The following is a 26,751-nucleotide window of genomic DNA, read 5'->3' on the forward strand; positions in this document are numbered from 1 at the left end:
GCTTGTCTTTATAATAAGAGGGATTTTTCGGGGTGGTTCAAGTGCTGCTTGGGCCTGACTGGTAACAATCTGAGCAGAAAACAAGAATTCACTGAGCAGAAAAGAAGCATTCGAACCCCATACCTTCGTATATCCGATCCAACAACTGGGCGAGACTATGATCGAAGTCAAAAAAGGCCTGGATCTCCCCATCACGGGAGCGCCCGAGCAGCGTATTGAAGATGCGCGGCCTGTGCGCCACGTGGCAATCCTGGGTACTGACTACGTTGGCATGAAGCCAACAATGGAAGTTCAGGAAGGGGATAAGGTCAAACTAGGCCAATTGCTCTTCACCGATAAGAAGATTGATGGCGTGCGCTATACAGCGCCTGCTGCCGGTGAAGTGCTTGCAATAAACCGTGGCGAAAAACGTCGTTTGCTATCTGTTGTGATTAAAGTTGACGAGACTGAGGAGGCGATTGAGTTCGCAGCTCATGATCGTAATGCCATCGCACAGCTTGATCGTCAGATCGTAGTTGATCAGCTGGTGGAATCTGGGCTGTGGACAGCGCTACGCACGCGTCCATTCTCGCGTACGCCAGCTATCGACAGCACGCCGGTCGATATTTTTGTGACTGCCGTGGATACCCATCCGCTGAGCCCTGACCCTGCGCTGATCATAAATGAGCAGCCGCAGGCATTTGAAGACGGCCTCAAGGTGTTAGCGCGCCTTACCGAGGGCAACGTTTTCCTATGTACAGGTGAAAAGGGTACAGGTGAAAAGGGTACAGGCGAAAATGCCTCTATTCCGGGCGGCGATATTGACGGTGTGAAGATTGAAAGCTTTGGGGGACCTCATCCTGCCGGCTTGGTCGGGACCCACATTCATTACCTTTCCCCGGTCGCACTGCATAAAAAAGTGTGGCACATCGGCTATCAGGACGTGATTGCGTTCGGCAAGCTGTTTGTAGAAGGTAAGCTGGATGTGAGCCGTGTTATTGCCATCGGTGGTCCGCGTGCCGAGAATCCACGTCTTATTCGTACACGCCTAGGTGCTAATACGGATGAGCTGCTGGACGGCGACGTTATCAAGCCTGATGACACTCGCGTCATTTCTGGCTCTGTTTTTTCTGGTTTTGCTGCAGAAGGCAAGTTGACCTATCTAGGCCGCTTTGGCAACCAAGTGAGCTTGCTAGAAGAAGGCAATAAGCGCACATTCATGGGTTGGATGTCTCCCGGTGTTAATCGCCACTCGGTTTTGGGAATTTATATCTCCAAAATTAAAGGGCTGAGCAACTATGCACCGACGACGTCAACGAATGGTTCTGAGCGTGCGATGGTGCCCATCGGTGTCTACGAGAAAGTGATGCCACTAGACATTATGCCTACTCAACTTTTGCGTTCGCTGATCGTGGGTGACATTGAAGCTGCCATGCAGCTTGGGTGTCTTGAGCTGGACGAAGAGGATCTGGCGCTGTGCACGTACGTTTGCCCTGGCAAATACGAATACGGCCCTATCCTGCGTGACAATCTCTCCATGATCGAGAAAGAGGCGTGATGATGGGTATTCAACAGACACTCCAAAATATCGAGCCGCATTTCCACAAGGGCGGAAAATACGAAAAGTTCTATCCGTTATTTGAAGCGGTAGATACTATTTTCTACTCACCGCCTAGCGTTGCTAAAACGACGGCCCACGTGCGCGATGGTATTGATCTTAAGCGTATGATGATCACCGTTTGGCTGTGCACTTTCCCTGCCATGCTATTTGGTATGTGGAATGCCGGCTGGCAAGCTAACGTCGCCATTGATGCGGGTTACGCGTCAATGGGTGGCTGGCGCGAAGCGATCATGATGACCTTGGCGTCGGGTCATGATTCCAGCAGCTTATGGGCTAACTTTGTTCTTGGTGCTACCTACTTCTTACCTATCTATTTGGTAACGTTTGCAGTGGGCGGTTTCTGGGAAGTGTTGTTCGCGATTAAGCGTGGCCACGAGGTGAACGAAGGTTTCTTCGTGACGTCGGTGCTGTTTGCGCTGATTCTTCCCGCCACTATCCCGCTTTGGCAAGTTGCTTTAGGCATCACCTTTGGTGTGGTCATTGGCAAGGAAATCTTCGGTGGTACGGGCAAGAACTTCTTGAACCCCGCACTAACGGCGCGTGCATTCCTATACTTCGCTTATCCGGCGCAAATCTCGGGTGACTCTGTATGGGTCGCAGCCGATGGCTATACGGGAGCCACTGCGCTTTCCTTAGCATTCCAGGACGGCATGACGGCGTTGACCAATACCTTTAGCTGGTGGGATGCCTTCCTTGGCTTTATCCCAGGCTCTGTGGGTGAGGTTTCCACGCTGGCCATCTTTATGGGGGCGGCGGTTCTGCTGTGGACACGTATTGCCTCCTGGCGAATCATGCTGGGTGTATTCCTGGGCATGGTGGCCACCAGTACACTCTTTAACCTGATAGGCTCCGATACCAACGCCATGTTCGCCATGCCTTGGTACTGGCATCTGGTTATTGGTGGGTTTGCCTTCGGTATGGTGTTCATGGCGACTGACCCGGTGTCAGCCTCGATGACTAACCAGGGCCGCCTTATATTTGGTGCGCTGATTGGTGTGATGACTGTCTTGATTCGTGTTGTGAACCCGGCCTTCCCAGAAGGCATCATGCTTGCGATTCTGTTCGCGAACCTGTTTGCACCGCTGATTGACCATTTCTTCGTCCAGGCCAATATCAAGCGCCGCGTTAAGCGTACCGGTGTACCGGCCGAGGAGACTGCCTAATGGCACAAGGTAATAACTCCATCAAGAAAGTCCTGATTGTGGCCTTTGCACTGTGTATTGTGTGCTCGGTCATCGTCTCGACGGCGGCGGTTGCATTGCGCCCCGCTCAGCAGCTCAATCAGGAACTTGACCGTAAAACCAATATCCTCAACGTTGCCAAGCTCTATGAGCCCGGTATGGACGTTGAGGAGGCCTTTAGCGAGCAAATCACCGCCCGCGTTATCGATTTGGATAGCGGCGAATACACTGATGAGTTTGATCCTGATACGTTTGATAGCTTTGAGGCTGCGCGGGATCCCGCTACCGGCCGCACGCTGTCAGGCGATCAGGATATTGCAGGCCTTTCGCGGGTAGAAAACTACGCGACGGTATACCTGATTGGTGACGAAAACGATCCAGAGCAAATTGTGCTACCTATTCGTGGCCAAGGGCTTTGGGGACTGATGCGGGGCTTCTTAGCGGTAGAGGGTGATGGCAACACGATCGTTAGTATCACCTACTACGAGCACAGCGAAACGCCAGGCCTAGGTGGGGAAGTAAACAACCCACGTTGGCAGGCCCAGTGGGAAGGTAAGAAAATTTACGATGAAGAGGGCGACCTCTCACCGGCAATTCACCTTACTAAGGGCGGCGCGAGCGACGACTATGAAGTGGACGCGTTATCTGGCGCTACGCTAACCAGTAATGGCGTGACAAACATGCTGCGGTTCTGGTTAAGCGAGGAAGCATTCGGGCCGTATTTGGCGAAATTCCGCAGCGGTACTGAGCCGGAAGATGCCGAAGGCACCGATACTGACTTCGAAGACGTTGAGGGGGCTTAATCATGGCGGACGTAAATGCAAAAGGCGTTTTAACGGCGCCGATTTTTAGAGACAACCCCATCGCACTGCAGATTTTGGGGATTTGTTCAGCACTGGCAGTAACGACAAGCATGAGCGTGTCGCTGGTAATGGCGCTGGCGGTTATCTTTGTGACTGCGTTCTCAAACTTGTTCGTTTCGTTGATCAGGAATCACATTCCGTCATCGATTCGTATCATTGTGCAGATGACCATTATTGCATCATTGGTTATCGTGGTAGATCAGATTCTCAAAGCCTACGCTTATGAGATGTCCAAACAGCTTTCTGTGTTTGTAGGCCTGATCATTACCAACTGTATCGTTATGGGCCGTGCAGAAGGCTTTGCGATGTCTAACTCGCCAGGTCTGTCGTTCTTAGACGGTATCGGTAACGGCTTAGGCTACGGCTTTGTACTACTGATTGTCGGTTTTGTACGTGAGCTGCTGGGCGCTGGAAGCATCTTTGGCTTCACCGTCCTCCAGACGGTTCAAGACGGTGGCTGGTACGTTCCTAACGGCTTGCTGCTGTTACCGCCTTCGGCGTTCTTCATTATTGGTCTGCTGATTTGGGTTATGCGTTCGGTTAACCCAGAGCAAGTAGAAAGTAATGAGTTCAAAATGAAGGAAAACACCCAGCCCAAGGAGGCCGTGTAATATGGAACATTATCTGAGTCTTTTTGTTGCCTCGGTGTTTGTTGAGAACATGGCGCTGGCCTTCTTCTTGGGCATGTGTACCTTCTTGGCTGTTTCCAAAAAGGTTTCTTCTGCGATTGGTCTCGGTATTGCCGTTATCGTTGTATTGACCGTTACGGTACCCATCAACAACTTGGTGTTCACCTACTTGCTGCAAGAAGGCGCACTAACGTGGACGGGTATCAGCGGTGCTGAAAATATTGATCTTTCGTTCCTTGGGCTGCTTTCCTATATCGGTGTTATTGCTGCACTAGTACAGATCATGGAGATGTTCCTTGATAAGTACGTGCCTTCGCTCTACAACGCGTTAGGTGTATTCCTGCCGCTAATCACCGTTAACTGCGCCATTTTAGGTGGCGTACTGTTCATGGTTGAGCGTAACTACAACTTTGGCGAATCAGTGGTCTATGGTTTTGGCGCAGGCACGGGCTGGGCGCTGGCGATTGCCGCTCTGGCGGGTATTCGTGAAAAGTTGAAGTACAGCGATGTGCCGGGTGGGCTGCAAGGACTGGGCATCACTTTCATCACCGTGGGTCTGATGTCGTTAGGCTTTATGTCTTTCTCTGGCATTCAGCTTTAATCGGAGCCGGTTTTTCTCGGCGATGCTCGCGTCGCCGGGTTATACAAAACCTTCAGCAATAGGAAACCGACATGGTTGATACAACAGTCATCTTGCTCGGTGTTGTCATGTTCACGGTCATCGTTATTAGCTTAACGGCGATCATTCTGGCAGCGCGCAGTAAGCTAGTTAGTAGCGGGGACGTGACCATTGAAGTCAATGGCGACCCTGAGCATACGTTGAGTACGCAAGCCGGTGGTAAGCTGCTAAACACGCTTGCTGCTAACGGTATTTTCCTCTCTTCAGCTTGCGGTGGCGGCGGTTCCTGTGCGCAGTGCAAGTGCCGTGTAGAAGAGGGCGGTGGCTCCATCCTGCCAACCGAAGAATCGCACTTCACTATGCGTGAGAAGAAAGACGGCTGGCGTCTATCTTGTCAGGTACCTGTGAAGCAGGACATGAAAGTAGAAGTGCCTGAAGAAGTCTTTGGCGTTAAAAAATGGGAATGTGAGGTTGTTGCTAACCCCAACGTTGCCACCTTTATCAAAGAACTGAACTTGAAACTGCCTGAAGGTGAGGAAGTTGCCTTCCGTGCAGGTGGCTATGTGCAGCTAGTCGCACCGCCTTACGACATCAAGTTTTCTAATTTTGATATTGAGGAAGAATACCGCGGTGACTGGGAAAAATTTGACATGTTCAAAGTTTCCCACAAGAGCAACGAGGAAGTTATTCGCGCTTACTCGATGGCTAACTACCCTGATGAAAAGGGTATCCTTAAGTTCAATATTCGTATTGCAACGCCGCCTCCCGGTACTAGCCATGCGCCTGGTTTGATGTCTACGTTCGTCTTCAACTTAAAAGAAGGCGACAAAGTGACTGTCATGGGGCCATTTGGTGAGTTCTTCGCCCGCGATACTGATGCTGAAATGATCTTTATCGGTGGTGGTGCAGGTATGGCGCCAATGCGCAGCCATATCTTTGACCAGCTAAAGCGTTTGAAGTCGGATCGCAAGATCACCTTCTGGTACGGTGCGCGCTCTTGGCGTGAAACGTTCTATAACGAAGAGTACGATCAGTTAGCCGAAGAGTTCCCTAACTTTGAGTGGCACTTGGCGCTTTCTGATCCACAAGACGAAGATAACTGGGAAGGCCCTACAGGCTTCATCCATAACGTGCTGTACGAAAACTATCTAAAGGATCATCCCGCGCCTGAAGATTGCGAGTACTACATGTGTGGACCGCCGATGATGAATGCCTCTGTTATCAAGCTGCTGCTGGATATGGGTGTCGAGCCAGAAAACATCTTACTGGATGACTTTGGCGGCTAATCAATCATCAAGATTGTAAGTCGACAGCCTCGATAGGCCGTAGTAGATATAGACGTGATAAGCGGGGCTGGCCTTTTGGGCTGGCCCCGTTTGTTTATGGATTACCCTCAATAGGCGGGCGCTTATAACCTCTGATCCGCTGATGTATAATGAGTGTACAAAATAAGCTTGTAAGGCACTTCTTGGCAGGTAAGCTGTCGACAGTTACCTGTAGAGAGAGCTACTTGTAGAGAGGACTACTGGCAAGCGACAGTTTAGGTGCAAGCAAGGCATCACTATCAAAATAAGCAGTGTTGGGAGATTGATATGACTATTTGGCTACTGGCATTTGGTTTTATGGCACTGATCATGTGCGCCATGGCAGTGGGTGTGCTTATGGGCCGTAAACCCATAGCGGGCACATGCGGCGGCTTGAATCAGCTTGGATTAAAAGAAGGCTGCGATATTTGTGGCGGTAAAGACGAAGTCTGTGAAGAAGAGAACCGCAAGCAAAACAGTATTCGCCGCCGCAGCGACGAAAGTCGCGGCGCTGATCTAGGTTACGATGTGACCCGTCGATAGCCAGGTATGTACTAGGCGAAAAGCGTATGTTTAAAACGTGCAGCGCTTATTTCGTGAGACGAGTATAACGGGAAGAGGGAGACGCAGAGAGTATGGCGGTTCATAATTACGATGTCGTAGTAATCGGTACGGGGCCTGCAGGGGAAAGCGCAGCCATCAACGCTGCAAAGCATGGCAAGCGCGTAGCGATTGTTGAGAAACAAGCCCAGGTGGGGGGGAATTGTACTCACTGGGGGACGATCCCTTCTAAAGCATTGCGCCATCAGGTCAAACAGATCATGGCGTTCAACACAAACCGAATGTTTCGCGATATTGGTGAGCCGCGCTGGTTCTCTTTTCCTAAAGTGATGGAGCGCTCACGCGGAACCATCGACAAACAGGTAGAGATGCGCACCACGTTTTACGCGCGTAACCGTATTGACCTGTTCCATGGCGTTGCGCGTTTTAAAGACGAACACACCTTAGTGGTACGTGATCGCCAAGAAGGCATGGAAGAACTAGTCGCTAAGAAAATAGTTATTGCCACTGGTTCACGCCCCTATCGTCCGGCGGATATTAACTTCCGTCATCCGCGCATTTATTGCTCTGATACTATCTTAAGCCTCTCGCACACGCCGCGTACGCTAGTGATTTTCGGGGCTGGTGTCATTGGCTGTGAATACGCGTCGATATTTTCAGGCTTAGGCGTCAAAGTTGATCTCATTAATAACCGGGACAGCCTGCTGTCGTTCTTGGACGATGAGATAAGCGATGCCCTGTCTTATCATCTGCGTAAGCACGGTGTCTTGATTCGCCATAACGAAGAATACGCCAGCGTGGAAGGTGATGAGTCTGGTGTAGTAGTGCATTTAAAGTCAGGTAAAAAACTGCGCGCTGATGCTTTCCTATGGGCGAACGGTCGTACCGGTAATACGGACAGCTTGGGCCTGGAGAACATTGGCCTGAGTGCGAATGGCCGGGGGCAGCTAAGTGTTGATGAACATTATCGTACCGAGGTTTCGCATGTCTATGCGGCGGGCGATGTAATAGGTTGGCCAAGTCTTGCCAGCGCCGCTTACGATCAAGGCTTGAACTCGTGTAATGAGCTGCTCGATAAAGAATATCGGTTTGTCAGCGATGTGCCGACAGGCATTTATACTATTCCTGAAATCAGCTCATTCGGGGCCAATGAGCGCGAATTGACGGAAGCTAAAGTGCCCTATGAAGTCGGCAAGGCTTTCTTTAAAGATACCGCCAGGGCACAGATTACGGGCGATATCGTGGGCATGCTTAAAATCCTTTTCCACCAAGACACCCTGGAAATACTCGGTATCCACTGCTTTGGCGATCAGGCTTCTGAAATTTTGCATATCGGCCAGGCGATTATGCAGCAGAAGGGCGAAGCCAATACCCTGAAGTACTTCGTTAACACGACCTTCAACTATCCGACGATGGCTGAAGCTTATCGAGTGGCGGCTCAGAATGGCTTAAATCGCGTTTTCTAAGTTTTTGTCTAGCCAGTCAGGCTGCCTTTTCCTTTGAGAAGGCAGCCTGATGGATATGCCTTAGCAACTACTCAATTCTAGCAACGCTCCAATCTCAGTAACTATCCAATCTCAGTAACTATCCAATCTCAGTAACTATCCAATAACTGCTGGGCCTTTTTTTGCCAGCTACCTGGTAATGAAGCCGCCTGAGTTAATGCGTCTCTAGCTAATTCAGTCGATCCTTGTTGAACAAGTAATAGGCCGCTATTTAGCCAAGCCGCGCCCATCTCAGGGTCAATGTCGGTTGCCTTCTCAAATGCCTGAAGCGCTTGGTCGGGCTGCTGGTTTGCGTAAAGAGCGTTGCCTAGCGCAAACTGACCTATTGCGTTAGCAGGGTGGTGCTCTACGAACGTTTGCCAGCTTGAAAGTGCTGCCCGAGGCCCGTGGGTCTCTTCATAGGCACTAATGGCTTCTAACGCATTGCGTGCGGTAATGCCGGCAGGCAGGGAGCCTGGCTCTGCGACCACAAATCCCCAGCGCTGGGTGCGTGCCCAGGTCGCGTCAAAGCGGCTAAAGGACAGGGTATGACGTTCAATTTCGCCGCTGCGCAGAATAAGCGTTTCGCTAGGGAGGTCATAGCCAATCGCGATAGCGTAGTGCCACATAGGGTAAATCGGCAGAGATAAATTTTGCATTACGACTACTGGATCGCCTGCCGCTAAGTGGCCGAGTAACGCATCCATTGTGCCACGAATAGGATATGCCAACTGCTCATAGCGTCTAACGGTTGCCAGCATTTCGGGCTGTACGCTGCCATCCCGCCCGGGTAAGAATACCTGAGGAATGAGCTTATCAACCTCTGCATCCACGTCTTGGTAATTGAGCGCCATGGCCAGCGTGGCAGGCCCACATTGGAATTCCGTTTGAGCGTAAAAAGGCACGCTTTCAATTTCGGCGTGCGCCGGCAGGTTGCTGTAACTGCTTTGTAGCAATACCGGATTACGGGCACAGGCGCTGAGTAGCAGAAGGATCATAAAAACGCCCGCAAAGCGGGCGTAAAAAAACGTGTTGGTCATGTGCTGCCTATCAACGAGTAAACGGATAAACGTCTGTCAGGCCGAGAATGTCGGTAATCAGCAGAATGATAAATACCGCAAACAGTACACCGATAACACCGCCACCCGCACCAGCAGGCATTAGTTCTAGCTGATCAGCCATCTGCTGTGCTTCAGAATCGCTAAGCGCCGCAACACGCGCATCTACTTCGTCTAGGTCAACACCCTGCTTTAGTAGCTGATCCTGCACGTCTGCGCGGGCTAACACTTCATTGATACGCTCGCGATCAGCGCCAGCACGATCACCTGCTAAAACAGATTGGGTAGAGACTAGATCCATTGAGTGAGGCGTAACAGGTGCTGCAGCAACGGGCAAGCTGGTAATAACGAGCGCTGCAATCAGCAGAGTAGAGAGGTAAGCACGCAATGTTTTCATCGTCTTGTTCCTTAGACTAGTCAGGGGGAGTACAAGCTTTTTTGTCGCTTGAATCAACAGTATAGAAATAATTTGCCAAATTTTTAAGCCCAAGAGCAAAAGTACTCATTATTTGCACTAACGTGGCTAGTGTTCATCATCGTATTTACGCTGCCGATTAACCGTGTGCATTAACGCGATAGGTCCAGGCTGTTTCTGCAAGCAGCCCACGCCCACCGGCAATGGTCATGGCCAAATCATGCAGCCCGGGCCATAGGGGGACTGCCGCGGCGCCTTTTACGGCCAGATCTAGCCGCTGGGCCATTAGCAGCAGTTTGTGAAGACGCTTCATGGGCAGGCGGGCAATAGCTTTCTGGTAAGCAGGGCGTCGCTTGTCAAAGATCATCGGCTTTTGGGTTTTGCAGGCGTGCTCAAAGCTTTGCCCTTGATCCAAATGTTGATGCAGCGAAAGCAGCGTTCGCAGCTCGCGACTCAGTGCCCAAAGTACAATCGGGGCTTCGACGCCTTCACTCTTTAATCCATTAACAATGCGAGACGCGCGACTGGGCTCACCTTTCAAACAGGCGTCGGCTAAATTAAATACATCGAACCGAGTGCTGTCTTCGACGCCTTGGGCAATGCTCTCTACATTTAAGCGCGTGCCCTGAGGATGAATCAAGGCCAGTTTTTGCAGCTCTTGATCAGCGGCGAGCAAATTACCCTCAGTACGTTCGCCCAGTAGGCGGGCCGCATCCAGCTCTATTTGCAAGCCGTGCCTTGAGGCGCGATCGCGCAGCCAATAACCCAACCTCGAGGCATCGACGGGCCATACCGGTACAAACAAGCCCTGCTTATCTAATGCTTTAAACCAGGCGCTTTTTTGCTGCTTGGCGTCTAGCTTCCCCATGCTGATGAGCAGTACGTCGTCACTGTTATCCAAGGTTTCGGCGTACTGTGCCAGCGCTTTGCTACCATCCTGCCCAAGCTTGTGATTGCCTACCCGTAATTCCAGCAGCTTATTGGTCGCAAAGAGCGATAGGTTGCTGGCCACTTCAATCAAGCGCCCCCAGGCAAAGTTCGCTTCAACGTCCAGCACTTCGCGCTCTTCGATACCAGATTGCCGCGCTATCATTCTTACCGCATCGCAGGCATCGCGGTGCTGTAGCGGCTCGTCGCCGGCTACAATGACCACGCGCGGCATTTTTTTTGCCAAAGCAGCGGGTAGCTGGTCGGCAAATACTTTCACTGCATGGCCTCAATGTTGGCAAGGCGTTCTATTATCCGCTGCGACAGCTCGCGAGCCAGCGTTTGCTCAGCCTCGGCAAACAGCGATTCGCGATTGAGCAGGTCATCATCATTAACGCGAATACGACTGCTAGAGGATAGCGTCGCGTTATTAATGTGGTAAGCGTTAGAGGCTCGTTCTTGCACGGACAGCGATATGCTCAGGGTGAGTTCATGCTCGCGACTTGCGCGGCCATCACCACCCAAACGACGGTCAACGAGCGACGGCGTGCCAAGCGTTACACGCCAAGGGGAGCCAGGCTCTACCTGAGTACCTAGTTGCCGCAGGCGAGTTGTTAGTTGCTGGGCAACCGCGCTGTTGTTATCGCCTTCCAGTGCTAGCGTGGGCAGGGTGGGCAATGAATCACGACCACGTAACCGAAAGCCACAGCCGCTTAAGAGCATCGCCGCCGAGGCGGCGATGCTTGTGGTTAAAAACGTACGTCGGTTCATCCGCTCACCACAATGTTGACCAATTTTCCGGGCACCACGATCACTTTACGCACGGTGTTACCTTCAAGATAACGCTGGACGTTTTCGTGTTCCATGGCGAGTGTTTCGATAGACGCCTTATCGGCACTGGCGGGCACTTCAAGGCGAGCGCGCAGCTTACCGTTGACTTGCACGACGAGCTCAATACTATCGCGGGTAAGCGCCGCTTCATCAACCACCGGCCACGTTGCTTCAATAGCAGGGCCGCTATGTCCCAGCGTCTCCCACAGGCTATGGCACAAGTGTGGCGTAATCGGTGCTAGCAGCAAGACGCCCGCTTCCAAGGCTTCGCGGCTTACCGCTAACCCCAGCTCAGACGTATCGTCGAATTTGCTGATGGCGTTGGAAAGCTCCATAACGGCGGCAATCGCGGTATTGAACGTGGTGCGTCGGCCGATATCATCGCTGGCTTTCTTGATGGTCTCGTGGGTTTTGCGTCGCAGCGTTTTCTGGTCGTCATTGAGCGCGTCAATATTCAGCGAGCCCGGCGTACCGGCGGCTATATGCTCATTGACCTGGCGCCATAGGCGCTTCAAGAAGCGATGGGCGCCTTCAACGCCGGAATCAGACCACTCCAACGACTGCTCAGGCGGGGCGGCGAACATCATGAATAGCCGCACGGTATCCGCACCGAATTTGTCGATCATCGACTGCGGGTCAACGCCGTTGTTTTTCGACTTGGACATCTTCTCGATGCCACCCATCTCTACCGGCTGTCCATCGCTCATGAGAATGGCGCTTAATGGGCGGCCTTTCTCATCGCGCTTAACGTCAACATCCGCTGGGTTAAACCACTCTTTACCGCCGTTATCTTTTATGCGGAAGAACGTTTCCGCAATGACCATGCCTTGGGTCAGCAGCTGTTGGAAAGGCTCGTCAGAATCCACCAGGCCAAAATCACGCATTAGCTTGTGGAAGAAACGGGCATACAGCAGGTGCAAAATGGCGTGTTCGATGCCGCCGATATAAAGATCAACGGGCAGCCAGTAATTGGCGCGGTCATCCAGCATCGCCTCAGTGTTATCAGCACAGCAGAAGCGCGCGTAATACCAGGATGACTCCATAAAGGTGTCAAAGGTGTCGGTTTCACGTGCCCATCCGTCGCCTAGATCAGAGAACGCCGGCATTTTTTTCAGCGGCGAACCAGAAGCATCAACGGTGACTTCCATGGGCAGCGCGACCGGCAGCTCAGCATCGGTAAGCGGTACCGTTTGGCCCTCTGGGCCGTATTTAACCGGGATGGGTGCGCCCCAATAACGCTGGCGGGCAACGCCCCAATCACGCAGACGGAAGTTGGTTTTTACTTCACCGCGGCCAAGCTCGGCAAGTTTTGCGGCAATGGCGTCGAAGGCTGCTTGAAACTCAAGGCCATCAAACTCGCCTGAATGGATCAGGGCGCCATGTTCGGTATAGGCGCTTTCGGAAAGATCAGGCGCTTGGCCATTTTCATCGGCAATCACCGCTTTGATCTCAATGCCGTACTTAGTCGCAAACTCCCAGTCGCGCTGGTCGTGGGCGGGTACCGCCATGACCGCGCCGGTACCGAATTCCATTAACACGAAGTTTGCGACAAACACCGGCACTTCATCGCCCGTCAGCGGGTGAATTGCTAAATGGCCGGTCGCCATGCCCAGCTTCTCTTTGGTGGCCATTTCGGCTTCTGAGGTGCCGCCTTTGGCGCACTCGTCACAGAAGGCCGCAAGCGCCGCGTTCTGCTCAGCCGCTTGTTTGGCCAGCGGGTGGCCGGCGGCTACCGCTACGTAAGTCACACCTAACAGCGTATCTGGGCGAGTGGTGTAGACCGCTAGCGGCTCGTTGGCGTTGCCATCAGCATTCTTCACATCAAAGGTCAGCTCGACACCGCGAGATTTACCAATCCAGTTGCGCTGCATGGTTTTAACCTGCTCCGGCCACTCGACTTTATCGAGGTCCGTGAGCAACTCTTCAGCGTAATCAGTAATCTTCAAGAACCACAGCGGGATCTCTTTACGCTCTATCAGCGCACCGGAACGCCAGCCACGGCCGTCAATGACCTGTTCATTAGCGAGCACGGTTTGATCAACCGGGTCCCAGTTGACCGTTGACATCTTTTTATACACCAAGCCTTTGTCGACTAGCTTGGTGAAGAACCACTGCTCCCAGCGGTAGTAGCTGGTATCGCAGGTGGCGAACTCGCGGCTCCAATCGTAGGCAAAGCCCAGTGCCTTCAACTGATTACGCATGTAGTCGATGTTTTGATAAGTCCACTCGGCCGGCGGGACCTGGTTTTGGATGGCGGCGTTTTCCGCCGGCATACCGAACGCATCCCAGCCCATGGGCTGCATGACATTTTTGCCCTGCATGCGGTGGAAACGCGATACAACGTCGCCGATAGTGTAATTACGCACGTGCCCCATGTGCAGCTTACCGCTGGGGTAGGGGAACATGGAAAGGCAGTAAAACTTCTCGCGATTCGCGTCCTCTACTGCTTTGAAACACTGATGTTTGTCCCAGTACTGCTGGGCGTCGCGTTCAATTTCACGAGGGCTATAATGTGCGTCCATCGGTTTATTCATGCCTTGGCGTATTCGCCCAAAAGGGGCGCAAAGTGAATGTGAGATGACATCTGTCAGATAAGTAAGGCTGATTGTATCCTATGCAGGTGTATCCTTGAACGGTAAGCCGATGATAGGAAACCGCATGCGTCGACAAAAGGAGAGGCACCATGAGTGAACATCAGAATGACAATCGCCTACGCGAAGGCTACGAACGACTGTTAGAGCGGATGCAGGGAGGCGCAAACGACCTAACTTGGCAAAATTTACAGAAGGATTTGGACGATGCAGTTGAATTCGAATCAGACCTTGAAGAGTACACCAAAGACGAGCTAGCCCTGCTGCGAGCCTGGGTAGAGCGCGATTTGAAAGATATGCGCTACTACATGGCGGATACCGGTAAGCAGGTGGCCAGCTGGCTAGGAATCGACCTGGACGGCCTTTCCCGCCGCGTGGTTGAATCACTGCTGTCGGTTGCCGACCGCAGCGTGGTGGATCGTGAGCGCTTCGAGGATGATTTAGAAGCAGCCCGTGCCGATTACTGCGAAGGTGAAATGGCGGCGCCCGGTTTAATGGCCTGCGTGCATTGCGATGCCCAGGTCACGCTGCCCACCGTGGCGCGTTTAGAGCCCTGCCACGAGTGTGGCCATCGTTATTTCTATCGCTTCCCTAATAAAATTATCGAAACCTAAGCGGGCGCTATCTGACATAAAGGCTTTGGCCTGGCAGCTCTTAATAGGGCTGCCAGGCTGAGCTTGGTATGGCTCAAGGGCAACGATTAATTCACCAAGTAGCTCAATCCGGCAATCGAGGCCAGTGAAAGCAGGCTCATCACGCCTGCATAAAATAAATTGTTTTTCATCATGCGATAACCACTAACGCCATAGCGACCTTGCAAGGATAGATTGATACCCGACAGTGGCCCCACGCTAGTGCCTATTGCCCATGAGCACAGCCCCGCAAACGCAAAAAGGGTATGTTCGCTGCCTTGCAAACTTACCATAGAAGCCAGTACCGAAATCCCAATGATCGGGTGAAGGCCCGCCAGCGCACTTAGCACAATCGCAAGAAAACTGATCATGCCTTGTGCAGCCCCAAACGATGCAAACAGTGTCCAATCGTTGCCTGCTATTGAAGCGACCAATGTCGACAGGCCTAGCGTTAAAAGCCCGGCTGCTAAAAATAGCGAAATCTCTCCGCGCATTGCCGGTAAGCGCGTAGTGGTATGCTGGCGAATGCGGCGAAATGTGTAGCGTGGACCATCACGCAAGTTATAGAGCAAGGCCACCATTGGGATTAAAAAGGTAATAATGCCTACAATGGATAGCCTAGGTGTGAGCCAAAAGTGAAACACCATCACCAGAAGCGCCATTATCCCCGGCATTAGCAGGCTGCTCGGCGCGAGGGAAAAACCATACACCTCACGCAGGTCAAACCGGCGGCCAAGTTCAAGCGTCGTTAATAACCCCGATAACAAAGCTAGCGGCAAGCCAAACATCGCCACATAGGAGTACTGCATCTCTGGGGCCAAGGCGATCACGATGCCCATTGAAGCAAAGAAGGGTGACCACGTGGCGGCACTTGAAAGCCCCCGATTAAGCGCTAAAAACTGGGGCATAGAAAGCGGGCCTGAACGTGCCAGCCGGTCGCCCACCATAATAATCGTCGACATGTTCAAAATCGTGCCCAGAAAATGCACGCCTAGCCATGTCCGTAAAATGCCGCCGTAGCCTGTTAACTTTTTACCCGGCGCTTTTTTTCGCCCCTGCTGTTTGCCCACCAAAGTAATAAAGCTAACGCCTACCAGCATGGCCGCCACAAAGGCATTTCCTTGCAGCATCGCTGGCCAGTCCACCTCGGCGTCATACACAACGCGAGCCACTAACAGCATTAATAGGCCCAAGCCCATCAATACTCCGGCTTGAATGCGCGAGCGTTTAGGAATATCCCGCCAAAGCAGCGCCACTGCCAGCCACAGCAAATAGCTCACCGCGTGCGCCGTATGTAATAAGCCCGTAAAACCGATAATCTGAGCGATTAATCCAAACAAAATCAGCACGCCCGCTAAACGCTGCTGAGAAGTGGTCTCTTGCATGCCAAGCCCTTAGTAATGAATTAGCAGGCTAATCGGATTTGCGGAAGAAGGCCAGCAGTAAGCTAAGAGCGAGGCACCTGCGAAAGTACCGCACAGCGGTGCCAGATCAATGCAACCAGCAAGCTGTTGTCCTCAAAGGCAACGCTTTTATAAAACGGCATTATCACAGCATGGGCGGCTTGCAGAAAACAGCCATTGCCAACCCGAGGAAATACCCGCGTTTAGATACTGCGATCCAGCGCACGGGCGAAAGTGACTGGTATGCGACCCACTGCTAGCCGATAAACAAGTTTCCTGCCCTGACGGTGATGATATGGCATTCGGTATCAATATCTCTGATGCGAAAACGACAAGTTTCGATGAGCCGCAGTCCTGAGCCATACATCAAAGTAGCCATTAAATGCATCGAGTCAGATAAGTGGTTTAATAGCAAATGGGGAGTCGATGTGGGCGTTTTGCTTGGAAAAAAATGCCAATATCGCCCAGTGGCTTATCGAGTACATGGCGATAGATGAATACAAGCGCGGTAAGCGCTTAGTTCTCTGTTGATGCTGCTACGTATCGCTCAACGGCAAGGTGTTCAAGAAAAGCCTGCACTTCGGCAGGGCCCATAGTGGCAGGGGTGACGCACCCCATGATAGCGAATGAGGTAGCGCATCCAATAACAGTAGGTTTTTTTTTAGTACGTGGACTGTAGCGCTTTACCCGCATCACTACCTTGACACGATCCATAAGCTTCGGTGGCTTGTTTTGCATATCCATATGGTCATTGCTCCATGATGTTGTATGGATATACAAAATTATTGAGTTTGGCAAAGCGCGCAAACTCTGCAAATAAAGCCTAATTATTATTAATTTAATTTAAAATCATATGGTTATATGGGAACAAGTAGGCTACCTTTGCTAAGGAATCATGCTAGCGCGTTCATCCAATCATGGGATGCGCCGTCTAATACCTGTTATGCGAATAGAATGAAACAATGAATTACGAAAATTATATTAAAAAGATTGAAATTGAAGCCGCTGCACTCAACCAAAAGGAGAAGGTGGCTATCATATTAATTTGCTGTATTCGGTTATCACCGCTCTATTCAAAATTTAGTGAATTTGAGGATTGGGGGAATGAATCGCTATTGACACAATGTCGAGAGTTAGCAATAGATTGGTTCAGTAGTAAAAGAGTCAATTCAAATAAGTTATCAAAGCAAGTCGGTGAGGTAATTCCTGACACTGAGGACTTCGGTACGGTTTTAGGTTCATACGCCCTAAACGCAGGTGTTGCTCATGAATATTTGCTCGACCAAATTAAAGATAACGATCCTTCTTTTTTAATTTATGTTCTGCGCAGCTGTTACGATACAGTCGATTTATATGTTCAGGAGTGTCTCGAGCTGGATTGTAAGGGCGGTACATCGGAGTCTGAAATCGAAAATCACCCAGCTATGGTTAGTGAAATTAATTGGCAATTAGGTATATTCAATATTGTCAAAGGAACGAAGGACCTCGTGCAACTCATCCATGGACAAGATATCGAACCAATACTTAACCAGGTCGCATAGCGTTACGTTGAAGCAACTGATCGACCGTCATGACTATGAAAGAGGCTTTTCCCATCATCAGTATCTACATTTCTGTAGCTAGTTTTTGTATAGCTTTTTACCTCATGTTCCGTGATCGAACGAGATTTGATGTATCAGGATCGTATAAAGAAAGCTTCGCGAATATTGTTGATGGAATTTACGTAAAGATCGTAAATTCTGGCTGTAGGCCAATAGCACTCTATGCTTTGAGGTTCGTCAACAGTGATGGGAAGGATCACAAATTTAGAATTACTAAATCCATTGGTGAGCGGGCTGGCTATCCGTTGGAGAGTTGAGGTCTAAGTAATCCGTACTTGAGTGAAAGTCAGTTTTTCGAGTTTTTCTTGATAGTACGAATTTCGATTTTGGAGCTATTGATTTGAAATCACTGGCTTCCGTTGAAGTTGAATCTTCAACGGGGACTTCAAAGAAAATTAAAGGGCTGGCGAGCGTAGCCAAGAAAAATGCGCCTCACCTCAAGCCATCAACGTAATACCTTTTATGCATCAAGGAGGATAATAAATTGAGCCCTGAATTTAGAATGTTGTTTTCTCAACATGTAGGTGTTGGATTTGCCAAACAACTTGCTTTCGCTGATTTACTAGGAGAAAGAGGGTGGGAAGTAGACCTTATAGAGGGTCAGGTTACTTTCGGTGATGACTTAATGTTTCCAATTCAATTGCTAGGCTCAGAATCAGAAGGTGATGAGTCATGGCTTTGGGCCTGGGCAAACGAAGCAAGTAATCTTCCTTCTGCGTTGCTTAAAAGCTGTCGTGAATTAAAAGAATTAGGTAATAAATTAGAAGTTTCAGAGCTGACAGAACGTAGCTATTCGACGAGTATTGCTGATGGCCACTCCATAGCAATGGTTGCATCAGGGCTTGACTCAACTAGTTGTTATTATCGCGGACCTTATGAAGGTGGAGCTTTATATTTTCTAGTTAGAGGCCTCCCGCAAGAAGTAATATCACCAGTTTCTCCGGAAAAAGCAATAACCACAATATCTCAAGTTATTTCTACATTTGATGTTGATCATCGCCAAATGACGAAGTCATTTCTTTCTTCGCAAGGTTACAATGTGATGGAGGGTGAATCATTAATATCAGCTGACTGCGAGAGGGGTAATATAAGTGTTGAGTTTGATTCTGAAGGTCGACTGTCTAATATTAAAGGCACACTAAGTTCATCAAATAAACAGCCAAAAGAGAAAAAGGGTTGGAAGTTTTGGGTCAAAGCATAACAAAAAGCTGCAGTGCGACAGCCTGGGCTCCACTTGCTTTTGTGTTGCTCGCTGTCGCTCTCAAATTAACACAAAACAAGCTTCGCCCAGCCTGCGGCTGAGCTGAGCCTTAGCTGTCGAAGGAAGCCATGTACGAGAAGACACGCAATGACTTGTTGGCCATGATCGAGCTGCTTGAAAGTGATGGCAGTGGATGGTCACGGTTCTTCCATAAAGCTTTGGCGGCGCTTGGTAATCCCCCCGCAAAACCAGGGTGCTCAAAATGAATCGCCCCGGATATTTTAGACACCCGTTAGGCTCTTATGGACTGCCCTGTGTTCTCCGGACACTTCTAGCCTATTATTTGAGCATAGGAGGGAATAATGAGTAACCAACGATATTCACCCGAATTCAAAGACGAAGCGGTCCGGCAGATCGTCGAAAGGGGATACCCAGTAAGCGAGGTATCGGAGCGACTGGGCGTCTCTGCCCACAGTCTTCACAAATGGGTTAAGGCCATTAAACCGAGTAAATCTGACGAACAGGCCTCAGAGCTCAACAACGCAAAGAAGGAAATTCTTAAACTGCGAGCCCAGCTTCGACGAACCGAGGAGGAGCGAGATATCTTAAAAAAGGCCGCTCGGTACTTCGCAAGCCAGCCCGAGTGAAGTACCGGTTTGTTGCAGACCACAGTGACGAGTTCCCGGTGCGTACCATGTGCAACCTGCTTGATATCTCGCGAAGCGGCTATTACGAATGGCGTTTCCGGCCTTTGTCCGACAGAGCTATCGAAGATGCTCGACTGCTGCCTTTGATACATGCTTCTTACGGTGCCAGCTTTGGCGTCTACGGCTATCGGCGGATATCAATGGACCTGAAGGAGGCTGGTGAAACGTGCGGTAAACACAGAGTCTATCGCATCATGAAGGCCCATAATATCAAAGCGATACACGGTTATAAAAAACCAAGAGTTGTGAACGGCCGCCCATCGATCCTGGCGCCTAATACGCTTAACCGGGAGTTTAAGGTGAGCACACCAGACACCGTTTGGGTAACCGACATTACCTACATCAGGACATGGCAAGGATGGCTGTACCTGGCGGTTGTTTTGGATCTGTTCTCGCGCAGAGTAGTAGGCTGGTCCATGAAGCCGACGCTAGCACGCGAGATCGTTTTAGACGCACTCATGATGGCTGTCTGGCGTCGCAAGCCTCGTAGCAGAGTACTGGTTCACTCAGATCAAGGGTCTCAGTATGGAAGCGACGACTGGAGACGATTCTGTCTTCACCACAATCTTGAACCCAGTATGAGTCGGCGCGGCAATTGCTGGGACAATGCTGTTGCGGAGTCATTTTTTAGTAGTTTGAAAAAAGAGCGAATTAAAAAGCGCATCTACAAAACTAGAGACTTAGCTCGAGCAGATATCTTCGATTACATCGAAGTATTCTATAATCGAAATCGGCGCCACAGCCATCTGGGCGGTTTGAGCCCAGAGGCCTTCGAGGCTGCCTCAGCGTGAGGCTTCCGAAGTGTCCATAAAGCCGGGGCATTCCAATTTATTCAGGCTGATCCACATAATAGCCAGAATTATAATCGGTACAGTTATGTGTTAAATCACCCGATGAGTCATATCGATCCGAGTAGATATTTTTTCAAAAAGCTTGGAAAGTTTGCTAAGAATAATTGGCGCACAATGGAAGCCATCGCAATTACGGCAGTAACGGGATGCGGAGCTGATTTATTTACTGCGTTTGAAGCTTGGGTCAGATAAAAATATCTACTAAAACGATGATCTTGTGCAAAGGGAGAAGCGTGCGGACCGCTGTCGCGGTCCGCACGGGAGGGCTGTTCTAGTTAACCGCCTTGGCGGCCTGCGCGATCACCTCGGCCACCTCATCGGGGCTCGTCATCGGCAGCATATGACCGTTCTTGATCTCAATTATTGTCGAACCGGCGCGCTCTGCCATACGGCGCTGCAACTCCGGTGAGATGAGAAGGTCTTCGGTAGCGACCGTCATCCAGCTCGGTTTATCCTGCCATGCCGCAGAAGTAACTTTGTGAGCAAGATTCCCCGCGTTGGCCCATGCTTGGGACCTTGCCAAAAAGAGTGCGTCTTCTTCTGAAAGACCGTTACCTGCCAAGGAGAGGAACGCGTCGTCATTGACCAAAAGAAAGCCATCGTCGGTGACCGTCAGCTTGTCGGCCGTGAAATCGCTGGCCACTGAGGCTAGCAGGTCGCCGCCGCTTTCCCCGATATCAGGCTGGAACGCTGTGACGTAGACGAGACCTTTGACGTCTGGGTCGATGCCGACTTCGGTTACAACCACGCCGCCATAAGAATGCCCCACGAGCAGAACCGGGCCGTCCTGCACGTCCAGGCTTCGCTGGACCGCCGCGACGTCATCCTCTACGGATGTCATTGGCAGTTGAGTAACTGTGACCTTTAGGCCTTCGGCAGTCAGCCGGTCGTAAACCCCTCTCCAAGTACTGCCATCGACGTTTCCGCCGTGAACCAGAATGATGTTCTGTACGTCAGCGATAGCCATGCCCGGCAGCGCAATTATGGCGCCTAGCGTGACGCTTACGGACAAGGTTAGAGTGCGGAGATTGATCATGTTGACTACCTCTGTTGAGAGTTGAAATCGATGTGAGTATGCCATTGCAATATGGAGGGTTCCTCCATATTGGAGAAGGGGGTGTGGGGCCAAATGAAAATTAATGCAATTACTCTGAGAGCTAATCTTCATCTGACTCCAATATCTTTAGAACTGAACGAGACTTGCCCGCGGCCTAAACTGCGGCTGCACCGCCATCGACAAAAAGTTCATGTCCAGCGACAAAGCTGCTCTCGCTTGATGACAGGAAGAGGACTGCTCGTGCTATCTCGTTCGGTTCCCCCAGCCGCCCAAGCGGAACGCTTTTATTTAGTGCCTTTTCGACCTCCGGTTGCGAGTCAAGGTAGCTCCTTATCAGGCGCGTTTCTGTTCCACCAGGCGAAACAACGTTCACGCGGATGCCTCGCTCCTTAAGGTCATTCGTCCAGCTTCGAGCGAAAGAGCGCACTGCTGCCTTGCTGGCGTTGTAAAGAGACTGGCCTGGCAGGCCTTTGCTGCCAGCGATGGAGCCGTTGAGCACGACAGCACTTCCCGCTGTCATCAGCGGTAGTGCTTTTTGCACAGTGAACAGCATGCCTTTCACATTGGCGTTGAAGGTCGAGTCGAAATGCGTATCCTCTATCGCATCGAGTGGAATGACCTCGTAAATGCCCGCATTGGCGAACACGACATCGACCTTTTGGTGATCGCGTTGGATCCGTTCGTAAAGCCGAGTGACGTCGGCAGAGTTAGTGACGTCACCTTGTACGCTGACCGCCCCTTGGCCGATCTCTTTCACAGCTTCGTCGAGTAGTTCTCGCCGACGCCCTGTGATGTAAACGTGTGCACCTTCGATGGCAAAAAGTTTCGCCGTTGCGAGACCGATGCCGTCGCTGCCTCCCGTTATCACCACAACTTTGTTTTCGAAGCGTTTCGTCATTTTCTAGTACCTCTGCTATAAGTGGAGAATTGCTCCACTTATAATATGGAGGTAGACTCCACTTAACAAGCGAAAGAGGAAAAAAATTGAGTAATAAACCTGCCCTCCGGGCTGACGCACAGAAGAACCGCGAACTTATCCTTTTTGCCGCCGAGGAGCTTTTCTTAGAAAGAGGAGCGGGGGTTCCGCTGGAGGAAGTTGCCAAGCGCGCAGGCGTTGGTATAGGTACGCTTTATCGTCGCTTTCCCACGCGTGAGGCACTCTTGGCCGCGACTAGCAATGAGCGTTTCTTGTCGCTTGCACAGACCAGCCATGCGCGCGACCCTCATGTCACACCAGGTGACGCGGTACGAGCTTATCTTGAAGAACTTGCTATGAACATGAGCATTTACCAGAGCCTTGCTGCTTCGATTGGGACCATTATCCAATGCGGTACGCCCGGATGTAATGCGATCACCGCAGAAGGGCATCGGCTGCTTCTGCGTGGACAAGAAGCAGGTGCCATCCGCCGCGATGTCACTTACGAGGATTTAATTTACGTGGTAACGGCGATTTCCATCGCAATCGAGAATGACCGTTCATCGAAATCGCGTATTGGGCATCTTGTAGGCTTGTTCCTGAATGGCATAAGCGTAAAAGATTGAGCGCAGATTTAGATGACGACTCTTTAAAGCTCCAGCAAAGTAGACGTTTTGGAAAGCTTTCATTCAAGAGGAGTGGAGTACCTACTAAACGAGAGCGGCACGCTTTTAATTCTTATCGATCAAGTTGATTTTTCTGAAATTACTCAACACAAAAAACACGGATGCAATGGTGCTGCGAGACCAATATCATTTTCAAAGCGCTCTCCTGCGATACCGTTCCCCACTTCACCACACGGGCAAGTTTTGTCAGCCGCCATGCTGACGAGATTGAAGCGCTTTTCGAGCAAGTGCTGTTGGTGTGCCATGAACAAGGCTTGTTGGGCAACGAACTCTTTGCCATTGACGGCTGCAAAATGTCATCTGATGCCTCTAAAGAGCTGTCTGGCACGTTCAAAGAGCTAGGCGAGAAACGTGAGAAACGGAGAGGTCTGATTCGGCATCACTTAGTGGAACACTACGCGCGTTATGAAGCTGAAACGGAAGCCAATCTGGATCGAGATATCCGCTGCGCCAAGACGATTCTCTCGCTAGATGCCGCTATGAACAAAGTGGATCGTTTCCTAAAGACGCACAGCCCAGGCCTTTGGCGAAGGACAGGAATACCGCACCTTGCAACCCGTACTGGAAACGGTCGATGCTCGCTTTAAGAAGCTAGGTATTTCGGAAAATAGCTATCAAAAGAGCACTGTCGTTACCGCCGGTACTGGCTTCACCAATGACAAATTCGGGGTTTTCTACAGCCTCGTTAGTCAGTCTTGGAGAGGTTCCTTATGCCATACCTAAGCTTCCATATCTCTGCTGATGTATCGCAAGATCAGTCAGATCAAGTCGCAAGTGCCCTTACTGAAATTACTGCAACCGCTCTTGGCAAGAAGCACGAGCTTGCTTCTGTCGAGATCAATGCCACATCGGCTAAAAGCTGGTACATAGGGGGCAAGAGTCTTGCCAGCCAGTCGCTAGTGACTTTTTACTTGGACATCAAGGTTACTGAGGGCACAAATACTAAAAACGAAAGTCTGAATACATCCACAGGTGTTTGATGCAGTTGCCAACATATTTGGGCCGTTGGCACCTGCGAGTTACATTGTAATCCACAAGGTCCACGCGGACGCCTGGGGTTACGAGGGGCATACGCAAGAGTATCGCTATATACGTGGCAAGCCGCTGTGAGAAAGGCTAACCAGACATTCAAGCCACTCGCTGCGCTCGTTGGAACCGGCTAAAGCCAGCCTGTTAATTTAACGTTGGCCACTTGAGGAGAAGGTTTACTAAATGACCAGATTTTGCGGCGGGTGCATATGTAAAGCTGTTCGTTACGAAACGACTGCTGATCCATTAAATCAGAGAGTGTGCCACTGTAAGGAATGTCAAACAGCTATCGGGGCTGCTTTTAACGCCCGTGTATTAATGCGGATTGAAGATGTGTCTATCACAGGCCCAATTAGCACATTTTACTCCTCAGAAACTCTAGAGCGAGGATCTTGTTCGCGTTGTGGTTCAAGCATATTTTCTCGGCGTACCTCCGCCGGAGTTATTGGATTGACGGCTGGCAGCCTTGACGATTCGTCACTTTTTAATCCTGATATGCACTTTTGGATATCATCTAAGCAGTCTTGGCTAGAGATAGCCGATGAACTCCCGCAGTATCCAGAAGCTCCGCCATATAAAGGTTATTAAAATCATATGTGTCTATGAGTACTTGCCTAACAAGGCGATTAAATTCGCTCCCTTCGGTCGCCGACGCTCAAAAGCCCGCGCCGTTTATGACAGGGTTATGAGTTCACGAGAGGATTGAAATGGCGGCGAGTGCTGGCGAGCTTTACGAGACGATGAAAGTTCGATTGGGGATGCAGGAAGAAGGCATCACTAATCCACGTTCAGCAGTTAAGATCGCGACTCGAGAGTTGGTCAAAAAGCTGTCTAAAATTGATTCAAACGAAGAGATCGAGGTCAGTTTTAGCGAAGCCTCAGCAGCAAAATCACAGCATGCTCATACGCCACCTCAAGAGCGGCTCAGATGAATGTCCATGCCAATATCCTCGTCATCTTATTTCCCTGCGTCATCTCTATTTCTCGGATATCAACGGCACCGAGCTTACGCATCAACTTTATTGCAGGTTTCACATTGTCGGCTTTTGAAATCAGGATGCTAAACCACTGGCATTGAGTGGAATACACCTGGCTTTCTTTTATTAGCTTTTTAAGAAACAGCTGTTCGCCTCCCTTGCACCAAAGCTCTGCCCCCATCCCGCCAAAATTCAGCGTAGGAGATTTGGGCTTTGCTTTTTTTTCACCGCGACTACGCGCAAGGTTATTGAGTTTAAGCTGGCTGCCTTTCAGTGCTTCATCAAGCGAGGCGTGGAAGGGTGGGTTGCATACGCTGACGTCAAAGAACTCCCCAGCTTGAATGATCCCTTCAAACATGTGGTTTTTATCGTGCTGCGTGCGCAGCGTGAAGCGATCTTTGAGCGTGGGGTTGTTGGCGATAATCGTGGCGACGTTCTCAAGTGACTGAGCGCTAATCTCGCTACCGACACACTGCCAGCCGTAAATTTGGCAGGCCAGTAGCGGGTAGATTCCATTCGCCCCCGTTCCTATATCGAGTAGCTTGATGCTGGGATTTTTACGTCCAAGCCCGAGCTCAATTAAATCGGCCATGTAATGGATATAGTCAGCCCTGCCTGGGATGGGAGGGCAAAGCGCGCCCTCTGGAATATCCCAATCGGTAATGTTGTAGTAGCGATTTAATAACGCGGAGTTGAGCGTTTTAACTGCCAACGGGTCTGCGAAATCGATAGAAAGCTCGCCATGAGCGTTCGGTTTCACATGGGGGGCTAGTGCAGGGTGGCTTTCTACGAGCGCTGGGAAGTCATAGCCTTGGTTATGTAGATTCTTCGGGTGCAGGCCTTTGCGAACAGACTTGGCTCGGCTTTTTTCACTTCTATGCAGGGTGGTCACAGTAATAGGCCTGGGGCTTGGCGTTCGATGGATTTACATTACAGGTAAATGCACTTGATAACGCTTGCTTATGCTAGGCGCATCGCTATTAACACTTTCCTTCCGCCACCAGCCCTGCGCGATACTCTCGGCCATGTTGATCCAACCAAGCGTCCGCTTGGGCTTTACCCTCTGTTGCTAGCCGTTGCTCATATTCTGCTTCCATGGCGCGGCGCTCGGGTCCTGGGCCGGAGTTCGCGAAGCAGCGGCTTGACACGGAATTAGATCCCGTGGTTCCGCTGGCAATATCTCCTGAAAGCTTATTGGCCATTACGCTTGTAGAGGACTGCCCCAGCGGCATAGGATCGACAGGGGCATATTGAGCGAAAGCGGTGCCCAATGGAAAAAGCACCCATGCAGTGGTGATACTAAGAAGAGTACGCTTCATGTCGTTTCATCCCCCGTTTCCATCAAATTATTGGGTCATCAGCATTTGTTGATTGGGAATTCAGATTTTTCCGTGCTCATGCAGCTTACTGCATTCTAGTGAGTCTTGTGCCTCGTTATCAAGCGCAAGCGTTGGCGACTGCTCGCGGCGTAGCTGGCGTTTTAATAGGCGGGTATACAGGACAAGCCTACCTTTTTGCCAAATGATGGTTTTACGGAAGGCAAGGGAGCAAGAAGTAGGATGATGAGCGAGGAGGTCCAAGCCACACCGGTAATATATTCCAGCATAAAAAATAACAGCAATTATTAG

General features: G+C 50.7%; 28 protein-coding genes. 17 read left to right on the forward strand and 11 right to left on the reverse strand.

Translation table 11 applies throughout. The features are described 5' to 3' along the window. Nucleotides 1-157 precede the first annotated feature (157 nt). The 8 genes from ACT3TR_RS15250 (at nt 158) to sthA (ending at nt 8,223) form a co-directional block, all read left to right on the forward strand. Nucleotides 158-1,537 carry a Na(+)-translocating NADH-quinone reductase subunit A gene (locus ACT3TR_RS15250; RefSeq protein WP_441686030.1) on the forward strand — a complete coding sequence of 460 codons (1,380 nt, stop codon included), beginning with the start codon at nt 158-160 and terminating at the stop codon, nt 1,535-1,537. Further along, nucleotides 1,537-2,763 carry an NADH:ubiquinone reductase (Na(+)-transporting) subunit B gene (locus ACT3TR_RS15255; RefSeq protein WP_096279614.1) on the forward strand — a complete coding sequence of 409 codons (1,227 nt, stop codon included), beginning with the start codon at nt 1,537-1,539 and terminating at the stop codon, nt 2,761-2,763. Before ACT3TR_RS15250 ends, ACT3TR_RS15255 begins: the two co-directional genes overlap by 1 nt. Continuing rightward, the gene (locus ACT3TR_RS15260; RefSeq protein WP_096279616.1) at nt 2,763-3,584 is read left to right on the forward strand and encodes a Na(+)-translocating NADH-quinone reductase subunit C; all 822 of its coding nucleotides are present in this window, start codon (nt 2,763-2,765) and stop codon (nt 3,582-3,584) included. Before ACT3TR_RS15255 ends, ACT3TR_RS15260 begins: the two co-directional genes overlap by 1 nt. Nucleotides 3,585-3,586: 2 nt before the next feature. Further along, on the forward strand, nt 3,587-4,255 hold the full coding sequence (locus ACT3TR_RS15265; RefSeq protein ID WP_096279618.1) for an NADH:ubiquinone reductase (Na(+)-transporting) subunit D: 669 nt from the start codon (nt 3,587-3,589) through the stop codon (nt 4,253-4,255). Nucleotide 4,256: 1 nt separating this feature from the next. Next, nucleotides 4,257-4,874 carry an NADH:ubiquinone reductase (Na(+)-transporting) subunit E gene (gene nqrE, locus ACT3TR_RS15270; RefSeq protein ID WP_096279620.1) on the forward strand — a complete coding sequence of 206 codons (618 nt, stop codon included), beginning with the start codon at nt 4,257-4,259 and terminating at the stop codon, nt 4,872-4,874. A gap of 71 nt (nt 4,875-4,945) precedes the next feature. Then, the gene (gene nqrF, locus ACT3TR_RS15275) at nt 4,946-6,178 is read left to right on the forward strand and encodes an NADH:ubiquinone reductase (Na(+)-transporting) subunit F (protein ID WP_096279622.1); all 1,233 of its coding nucleotides are present in this window, start codon (nt 4,946-4,948) and stop codon (nt 6,176-6,178) included. A gap of 306 nt (nt 6,179-6,484) precedes the next feature. After that, nucleotides 6,485-6,739 carry a (Na+)-NQR maturation NqrM gene (gene nqrM, locus ACT3TR_RS15280; protein ID WP_444625613.1) on the forward strand — a complete coding sequence of 85 codons (255 nt, stop codon included), beginning with the start codon at nt 6,485-6,487 and terminating at the stop codon, nt 6,737-6,739. 92 nt (nt 6,740-6,831) lie between these two features. After that, complete coding sequence (gene sthA, locus ACT3TR_RS15285; RefSeq protein ID WP_096279626.1) at nt 6,832-8,223, forward strand: Si-specific NAD(P)(+) transhydrogenase; 1,392 nt, start codon at nt 6,832-6,834, stop codon at nt 8,221-8,223. A gap of 128 nt (nt 8,224-8,351) precedes the next feature. On the opposite strand, the gene ACT3TR_RS15290 is transcribed toward sthA, so the two are convergent. The 5 genes from ACT3TR_RS15290 to leuS all read right to left on the reverse strand — a co-directional run bounded on the left by ACT3TR_RS15290 (nt 8,352) and on the right by leuS (nt 13,994). Beyond that, nucleotides 8,352-9,281, reverse strand: coding sequence for a PA2778 family cysteine peptidase (locus ACT3TR_RS15290; protein ID WP_441686034.1), 930 nt, complete (start codon nt 9,279-9,281; stop codon nt 8,352-8,354). 10 nt (nt 9,282-9,291) lie between these two features. Then, nucleotides 9,292-9,696, reverse strand: a complete 405-nt coding sequence (locus tag ACT3TR_RS15295) for a PA2779 family protein (protein WP_441686036.1) — start codon at nt 9,694-9,696, stop codon at nt 9,292-9,294. Between the two features lie 157 nt (nt 9,697-9,853). Continuing rightward, entirely contained in the window at nt 9,854-10,921 is a 1,068-nt protein-coding gene (gene holA / locus ACT3TR_RS15300) for a DNA polymerase III subunit delta (RefSeq protein WP_444625612.1), read from the reverse strand. Beyond that, a complete protein-coding gene (locus ACT3TR_RS15305; protein WP_444625611.1) occupies nt 10,918-11,412 on the reverse strand; it encodes an LPS-assembly lipoprotein LptE in 495 nt (164 codons plus the stop codon). The genes holA and ACT3TR_RS15305 overlap by 4 nt, the downstream gene beginning before the upstream one ends. Beyond that, entirely contained in the window at nt 11,409-13,994 is a 2,586-nt protein-coding gene (gene leuS / locus ACT3TR_RS15310) for a leucine--tRNA ligase (protein ID WP_444625610.1), read from the reverse strand. The genes ACT3TR_RS15305 and leuS overlap by 4 nt, the downstream gene beginning before the upstream one ends. 161 nt (nt 13,995-14,155) lie before the next feature. Here leuS and ACT3TR_RS15315 point away from each other — a divergent pair, with 161 nt between their 5' ends. Then, a complete protein-coding gene (locus ACT3TR_RS15315) occupies nt 14,156-14,677 on the forward strand; it encodes a zinc ribbon-containing protein (RefSeq protein WP_444625609.1) in 522 nt (173 codons plus the stop codon). An 86-nt stretch (nt 14,678-14,763) separates the two neighbouring features. Here the strand turns inward: ACT3TR_RS15315 and ACT3TR_RS15320 are convergent, their stop codons facing one another. Together ACT3TR_RS15320 and ACT3TR_RS15325 are read right to left on the reverse strand one after the other, a co-directional pair. Then, nucleotides 14,764-16,080 carry a hypothetical protein gene (locus ACT3TR_RS15320; protein WP_096279640.1) on the reverse strand — a complete coding sequence of 439 codons (1,317 nt, stop codon included), beginning with the start codon at nt 16,078-16,080 and terminating at the stop codon, nt 14,764-14,766. Between the two features lie 534 nt (nt 16,081-16,614). Further along, nucleotides 16,615-16,842, reverse strand: coding sequence for a phage integrase N-terminal SAM-like domain-containing protein (locus ACT3TR_RS15325; protein WP_444647238.1), 228 nt, complete (start codon nt 16,840-16,842; stop codon nt 16,615-16,617). Nucleotides 16,843-17,060: 218 nt separating this feature from the next. Here ACT3TR_RS15325 and ACT3TR_RS15330 point away from each other — a divergent pair, with 218 nt between their 5' ends. From ACT3TR_RS15330 to ACT3TR_RS15340, 3 genes are all read left to right on the forward strand, one after another. Beyond that, nucleotides 17,061-17,639 (forward strand): DUF416 family protein, encoded by a 579-nt coding sequence (locus tag ACT3TR_RS15330; protein ID WP_444625608.1) that lies wholly within the window; start codon nt 17,061-17,063, stop codon nt 17,637-17,639. A 544-nt stretch (nt 17,640-18,183) separates the two neighbouring features. Then, a complete protein-coding gene (locus tag ACT3TR_RS15335; RefSeq protein ID WP_442347393.1) occupies nt 18,184-18,900 on the forward strand; it encodes a DUF6882 domain-containing protein in 717 nt (238 codons plus the stop codon). Nucleotides 18,901-19,262: 362 nt separating this feature from the next. After that, a protein-coding gene (locus tag ACT3TR_RS15340; RefSeq protein ID WP_444625607.1) for an IS3 family transposase occupies nt 19,263-20,398 on the forward strand; the annotation gives its coding sequence in 2 pieces (ribosomal slippage) (nt 19,263-19,503 and nt 19,503-20,398; 1,137 coding nt in all). Nucleotides 20,399-20,729: 331 nt separating this feature from the next. On the opposite strand, the gene ACT3TR_RS15345 is transcribed toward ACT3TR_RS15340, so the two are convergent. Together ACT3TR_RS15345 and ACT3TR_RS15350 are read right to left on the reverse strand one after the other, a co-directional pair. After that, nucleotides 20,730-21,494: an alpha/beta fold hydrolase gene (locus ACT3TR_RS15345; RefSeq protein WP_444625606.1), complete on the reverse strand. Its 765-nt coding sequence runs from the start codon at nt 21,492-21,494 to the stop codon at nt 20,730-20,732. Between the two features lie 175 nt (nt 21,495-21,669). Beyond that, complete coding sequence (locus tag ACT3TR_RS15350) at nt 21,670-22,413, reverse strand: SDR family NAD(P)-dependent oxidoreductase (protein ID WP_444625605.1); 744 nt, start codon at nt 22,411-22,413, stop codon at nt 21,670-21,672. An 86-nt stretch (nt 22,414-22,499) separates the two neighbouring features. On the opposite strand from ACT3TR_RS15350, the gene ACT3TR_RS15355 reads away from it, so the two are divergent. From ACT3TR_RS15355 to ACT3TR_RS15375, 5 genes are all read left to right on the forward strand, one after another. After that, a complete protein-coding gene (locus ACT3TR_RS15355) occupies nt 22,500-23,057 on the forward strand; it encodes a TetR/AcrR family transcriptional regulator (RefSeq protein WP_441684323.1) in 558 nt (185 codons plus the stop codon). 161 nt (nt 23,058-23,218) lie between these two features. Beyond that, complete coding sequence (locus tag ACT3TR_RS15360) at nt 23,219-23,704, forward strand: transposase (RefSeq protein WP_444625604.1); 486 nt, start codon at nt 23,219-23,221, stop codon at nt 23,702-23,704. Nucleotides 23,705-23,827: 123 nt separating this feature from the next. Further along, a complete protein-coding gene (locus ACT3TR_RS15365) occupies nt 23,828-24,097 on the forward strand; it encodes a tautomerase family protein (RefSeq protein WP_444625603.1) in 270 nt (89 codons plus the stop codon). A gap of 232 nt (nt 24,098-24,329) precedes the next feature. Then, a complete protein-coding gene (locus ACT3TR_RS15370; RefSeq protein WP_441684320.1) occupies nt 24,330-24,734 on the forward strand; it encodes a GFA family protein in 405 nt (134 codons plus the stop codon). A 119-nt stretch (nt 24,735-24,853) separates the two neighbouring features. Beyond that, nucleotides 24,854-25,078, forward strand: coding sequence for a hypothetical protein (locus ACT3TR_RS15375; protein ID WP_444625602.1), 225 nt, complete (start codon nt 24,854-24,856; stop codon nt 25,076-25,078). Here ACT3TR_RS15375 and rlmF read toward each other — a convergent pair. Both rlmF and ACT3TR_RS15385 read right to left on the reverse strand, forming a co-directional pair. Further along, complete coding sequence (gene rlmF, locus ACT3TR_RS15380; RefSeq protein ID WP_444625601.1) at nt 25,071-26,015, reverse strand: 23S rRNA (adenine(1618)-N(6))-methyltransferase RlmF; 945 nt, start codon at nt 26,013-26,015, stop codon at nt 25,071-25,073. The genes ACT3TR_RS15375 and rlmF overlap by 8 nt on opposite strands. A gap of 88 nt (nt 26,016-26,103) precedes the next feature. Next, nucleotides 26,104-26,442: a hypothetical protein gene (locus tag ACT3TR_RS15385; protein ID WP_096279654.1), complete on the reverse strand. Its 339-nt coding sequence runs from the start codon at nt 26,440-26,442 to the stop codon at nt 26,104-26,106. Nucleotides 26,443-26,751 lie beyond the last annotated feature (309 nt).

It is taken from the genome of Halomonas sp. AOP12-B1-6 (assembly GCF_052379225.1).
Taxonomy (GTDB): Bacteria; Pseudomonadota; Gammaproteobacteria; order Pseudomonadales; family Halomonadaceae; genus Vreelandella; species Vreelandella casei.

Excerpts from the sequence above, each read along its gene's own strand:
- ACT3TR_RS15255 (WP_096279614.1), top strand. The coding sequence starts at position 1,537 with ATGATGGGTATTCAACAGACACTCCAAAATATCGAGCCGCATTTCCAC.
- leuS (WP_444625610.1), bottom strand. The coding sequence starts at position 13,994 with ATGGACGCACATTATAGCCCTCGTGAAATTGAACGCGACGCCCAGCAG.
- ACT3TR_RS15385 (WP_096279654.1), bottom strand. The coding sequence starts at position 26,442 with ATGAAGCGTACTCTTCTTAGTATCACCACTGCATGGGTGCTTTTTCCA.
- nqrM (WP_444625613.1), top strand. The coding sequence starts at position 6,485 with ATGACTATTTGGCTACTGGCATTTGGTTTTATGGCACTGATCATGTGC.
- ACT3TR_RS15305 (WP_444625611.1), bottom strand. The coding sequence starts at position 11,412 with ATGAACCGACGTACGTTTTTAACCACAAGCATCGCCGCCTCGGCGGCG.
- sthA (WP_096279626.1), top strand. The coding sequence starts at position 6,832 with ATGGCGGTTCATAATTACGATGTCGTAGTAATCGGTACGGGGCCTGCA.
- ACT3TR_RS15260 (WP_096279616.1), top strand. The coding sequence starts at position 2,763 with ATGGCACAAGGTAATAACTCCATCAAGAAAGTCCTGATTGTGGCCTTT.
- ACT3TR_RS15375 (WP_444625602.1), top strand. The coding sequence starts at position 24,854 with ATGGCGGCGAGTGCTGGCGAGCTTTACGAGACGATGAAAGTTCGATTG.
- ACT3TR_RS15265 (WP_096279618.1), top strand. The coding sequence starts at position 3,587 with ATGGCGGACGTAAATGCAAAAGGCGTTTTAACGGCGCCGATTTTTAGA.
- nqrF (WP_096279622.1), top strand. The coding sequence starts at position 4,946 with ATGGTTGATACAACAGTCATCTTGCTCGGTGTTGTCATGTTCACGGTC.
- ACT3TR_RS15315 (WP_444625609.1), top strand. The coding sequence starts at position 14,156 with ATGAGTGAACATCAGAATGACAATCGCCTACGCGAAGGCTACGAACGA.
- ACT3TR_RS15290 (WP_441686034.1), bottom strand. The coding sequence starts at position 9,281 with ATGACCAACACGTTTTTTTACGCCCGCTTTGCGGGCGTTTTTATGATC.
- ACT3TR_RS15360 (WP_444625604.1), top strand. The coding sequence starts at position 23,219 with ATGCAATGGTGCTGCGAGACCAATATCATTTTCAAAGCGCTCTCCTGC.
- ACT3TR_RS15325 (WP_444647238.1), bottom strand. The coding sequence starts at position 16,842 with ATGGATATGCAAAACAAGCCACCGAAGCTTATGGATCGTGTCAAGGTA.
- ACT3TR_RS15345 (WP_444625606.1), bottom strand. The coding sequence starts at position 21,494 with ATGATCAATCTCCGCACTCTAACCTTGTCCGTAAGCGTCACGCTAGGC.
- ACT3TR_RS15320 (WP_096279640.1), bottom strand. The coding sequence starts at position 16,080 with ATGCAAGAGACCACTTCTCAGCAGCGTTTAGCGGGCGTGCTGATTTTG.
- ACT3TR_RS15350 (WP_444625605.1), bottom strand. The coding sequence starts at position 22,413 with ATGACGAAACGCTTCGAAAACAAAGTTGTGGTGATAACGGGAGGCAGC.
- ACT3TR_RS15295 (WP_441686036.1), bottom strand. The coding sequence starts at position 9,696 with ATGAAAACATTGCGTGCTTACCTCTCTACTCTGCTGATTGCAGCGCTC.
- ACT3TR_RS15250 (WP_441686030.1), top strand. The coding sequence starts at position 158 with ATGATCGAAGTCAAAAAAGGCCTGGATCTCCCCATCACGGGAGCGCCC.
- nqrE (WP_096279620.1), top strand. The coding sequence starts at position 4,257 with ATGGAACATTATCTGAGTCTTTTTGTTGCCTCGGTGTTTGTTGAGAAC.
- ACT3TR_RS15370 (WP_441684320.1), top strand. The coding sequence starts at position 24,330 with ATGACCAGATTTTGCGGCGGGTGCATATGTAAAGCTGTTCGTTACGAA.
- ACT3TR_RS15330 (WP_444625608.1), top strand. The coding sequence starts at position 17,061 with ATGAATTACGAAAATTATATTAAAAAGATTGAAATTGAAGCCGCTGCA.
- ACT3TR_RS15365 (WP_444625603.1), top strand. The coding sequence starts at position 23,828 with ATGCCATACCTAAGCTTCCATATCTCTGCTGATGTATCGCAAGATCAG.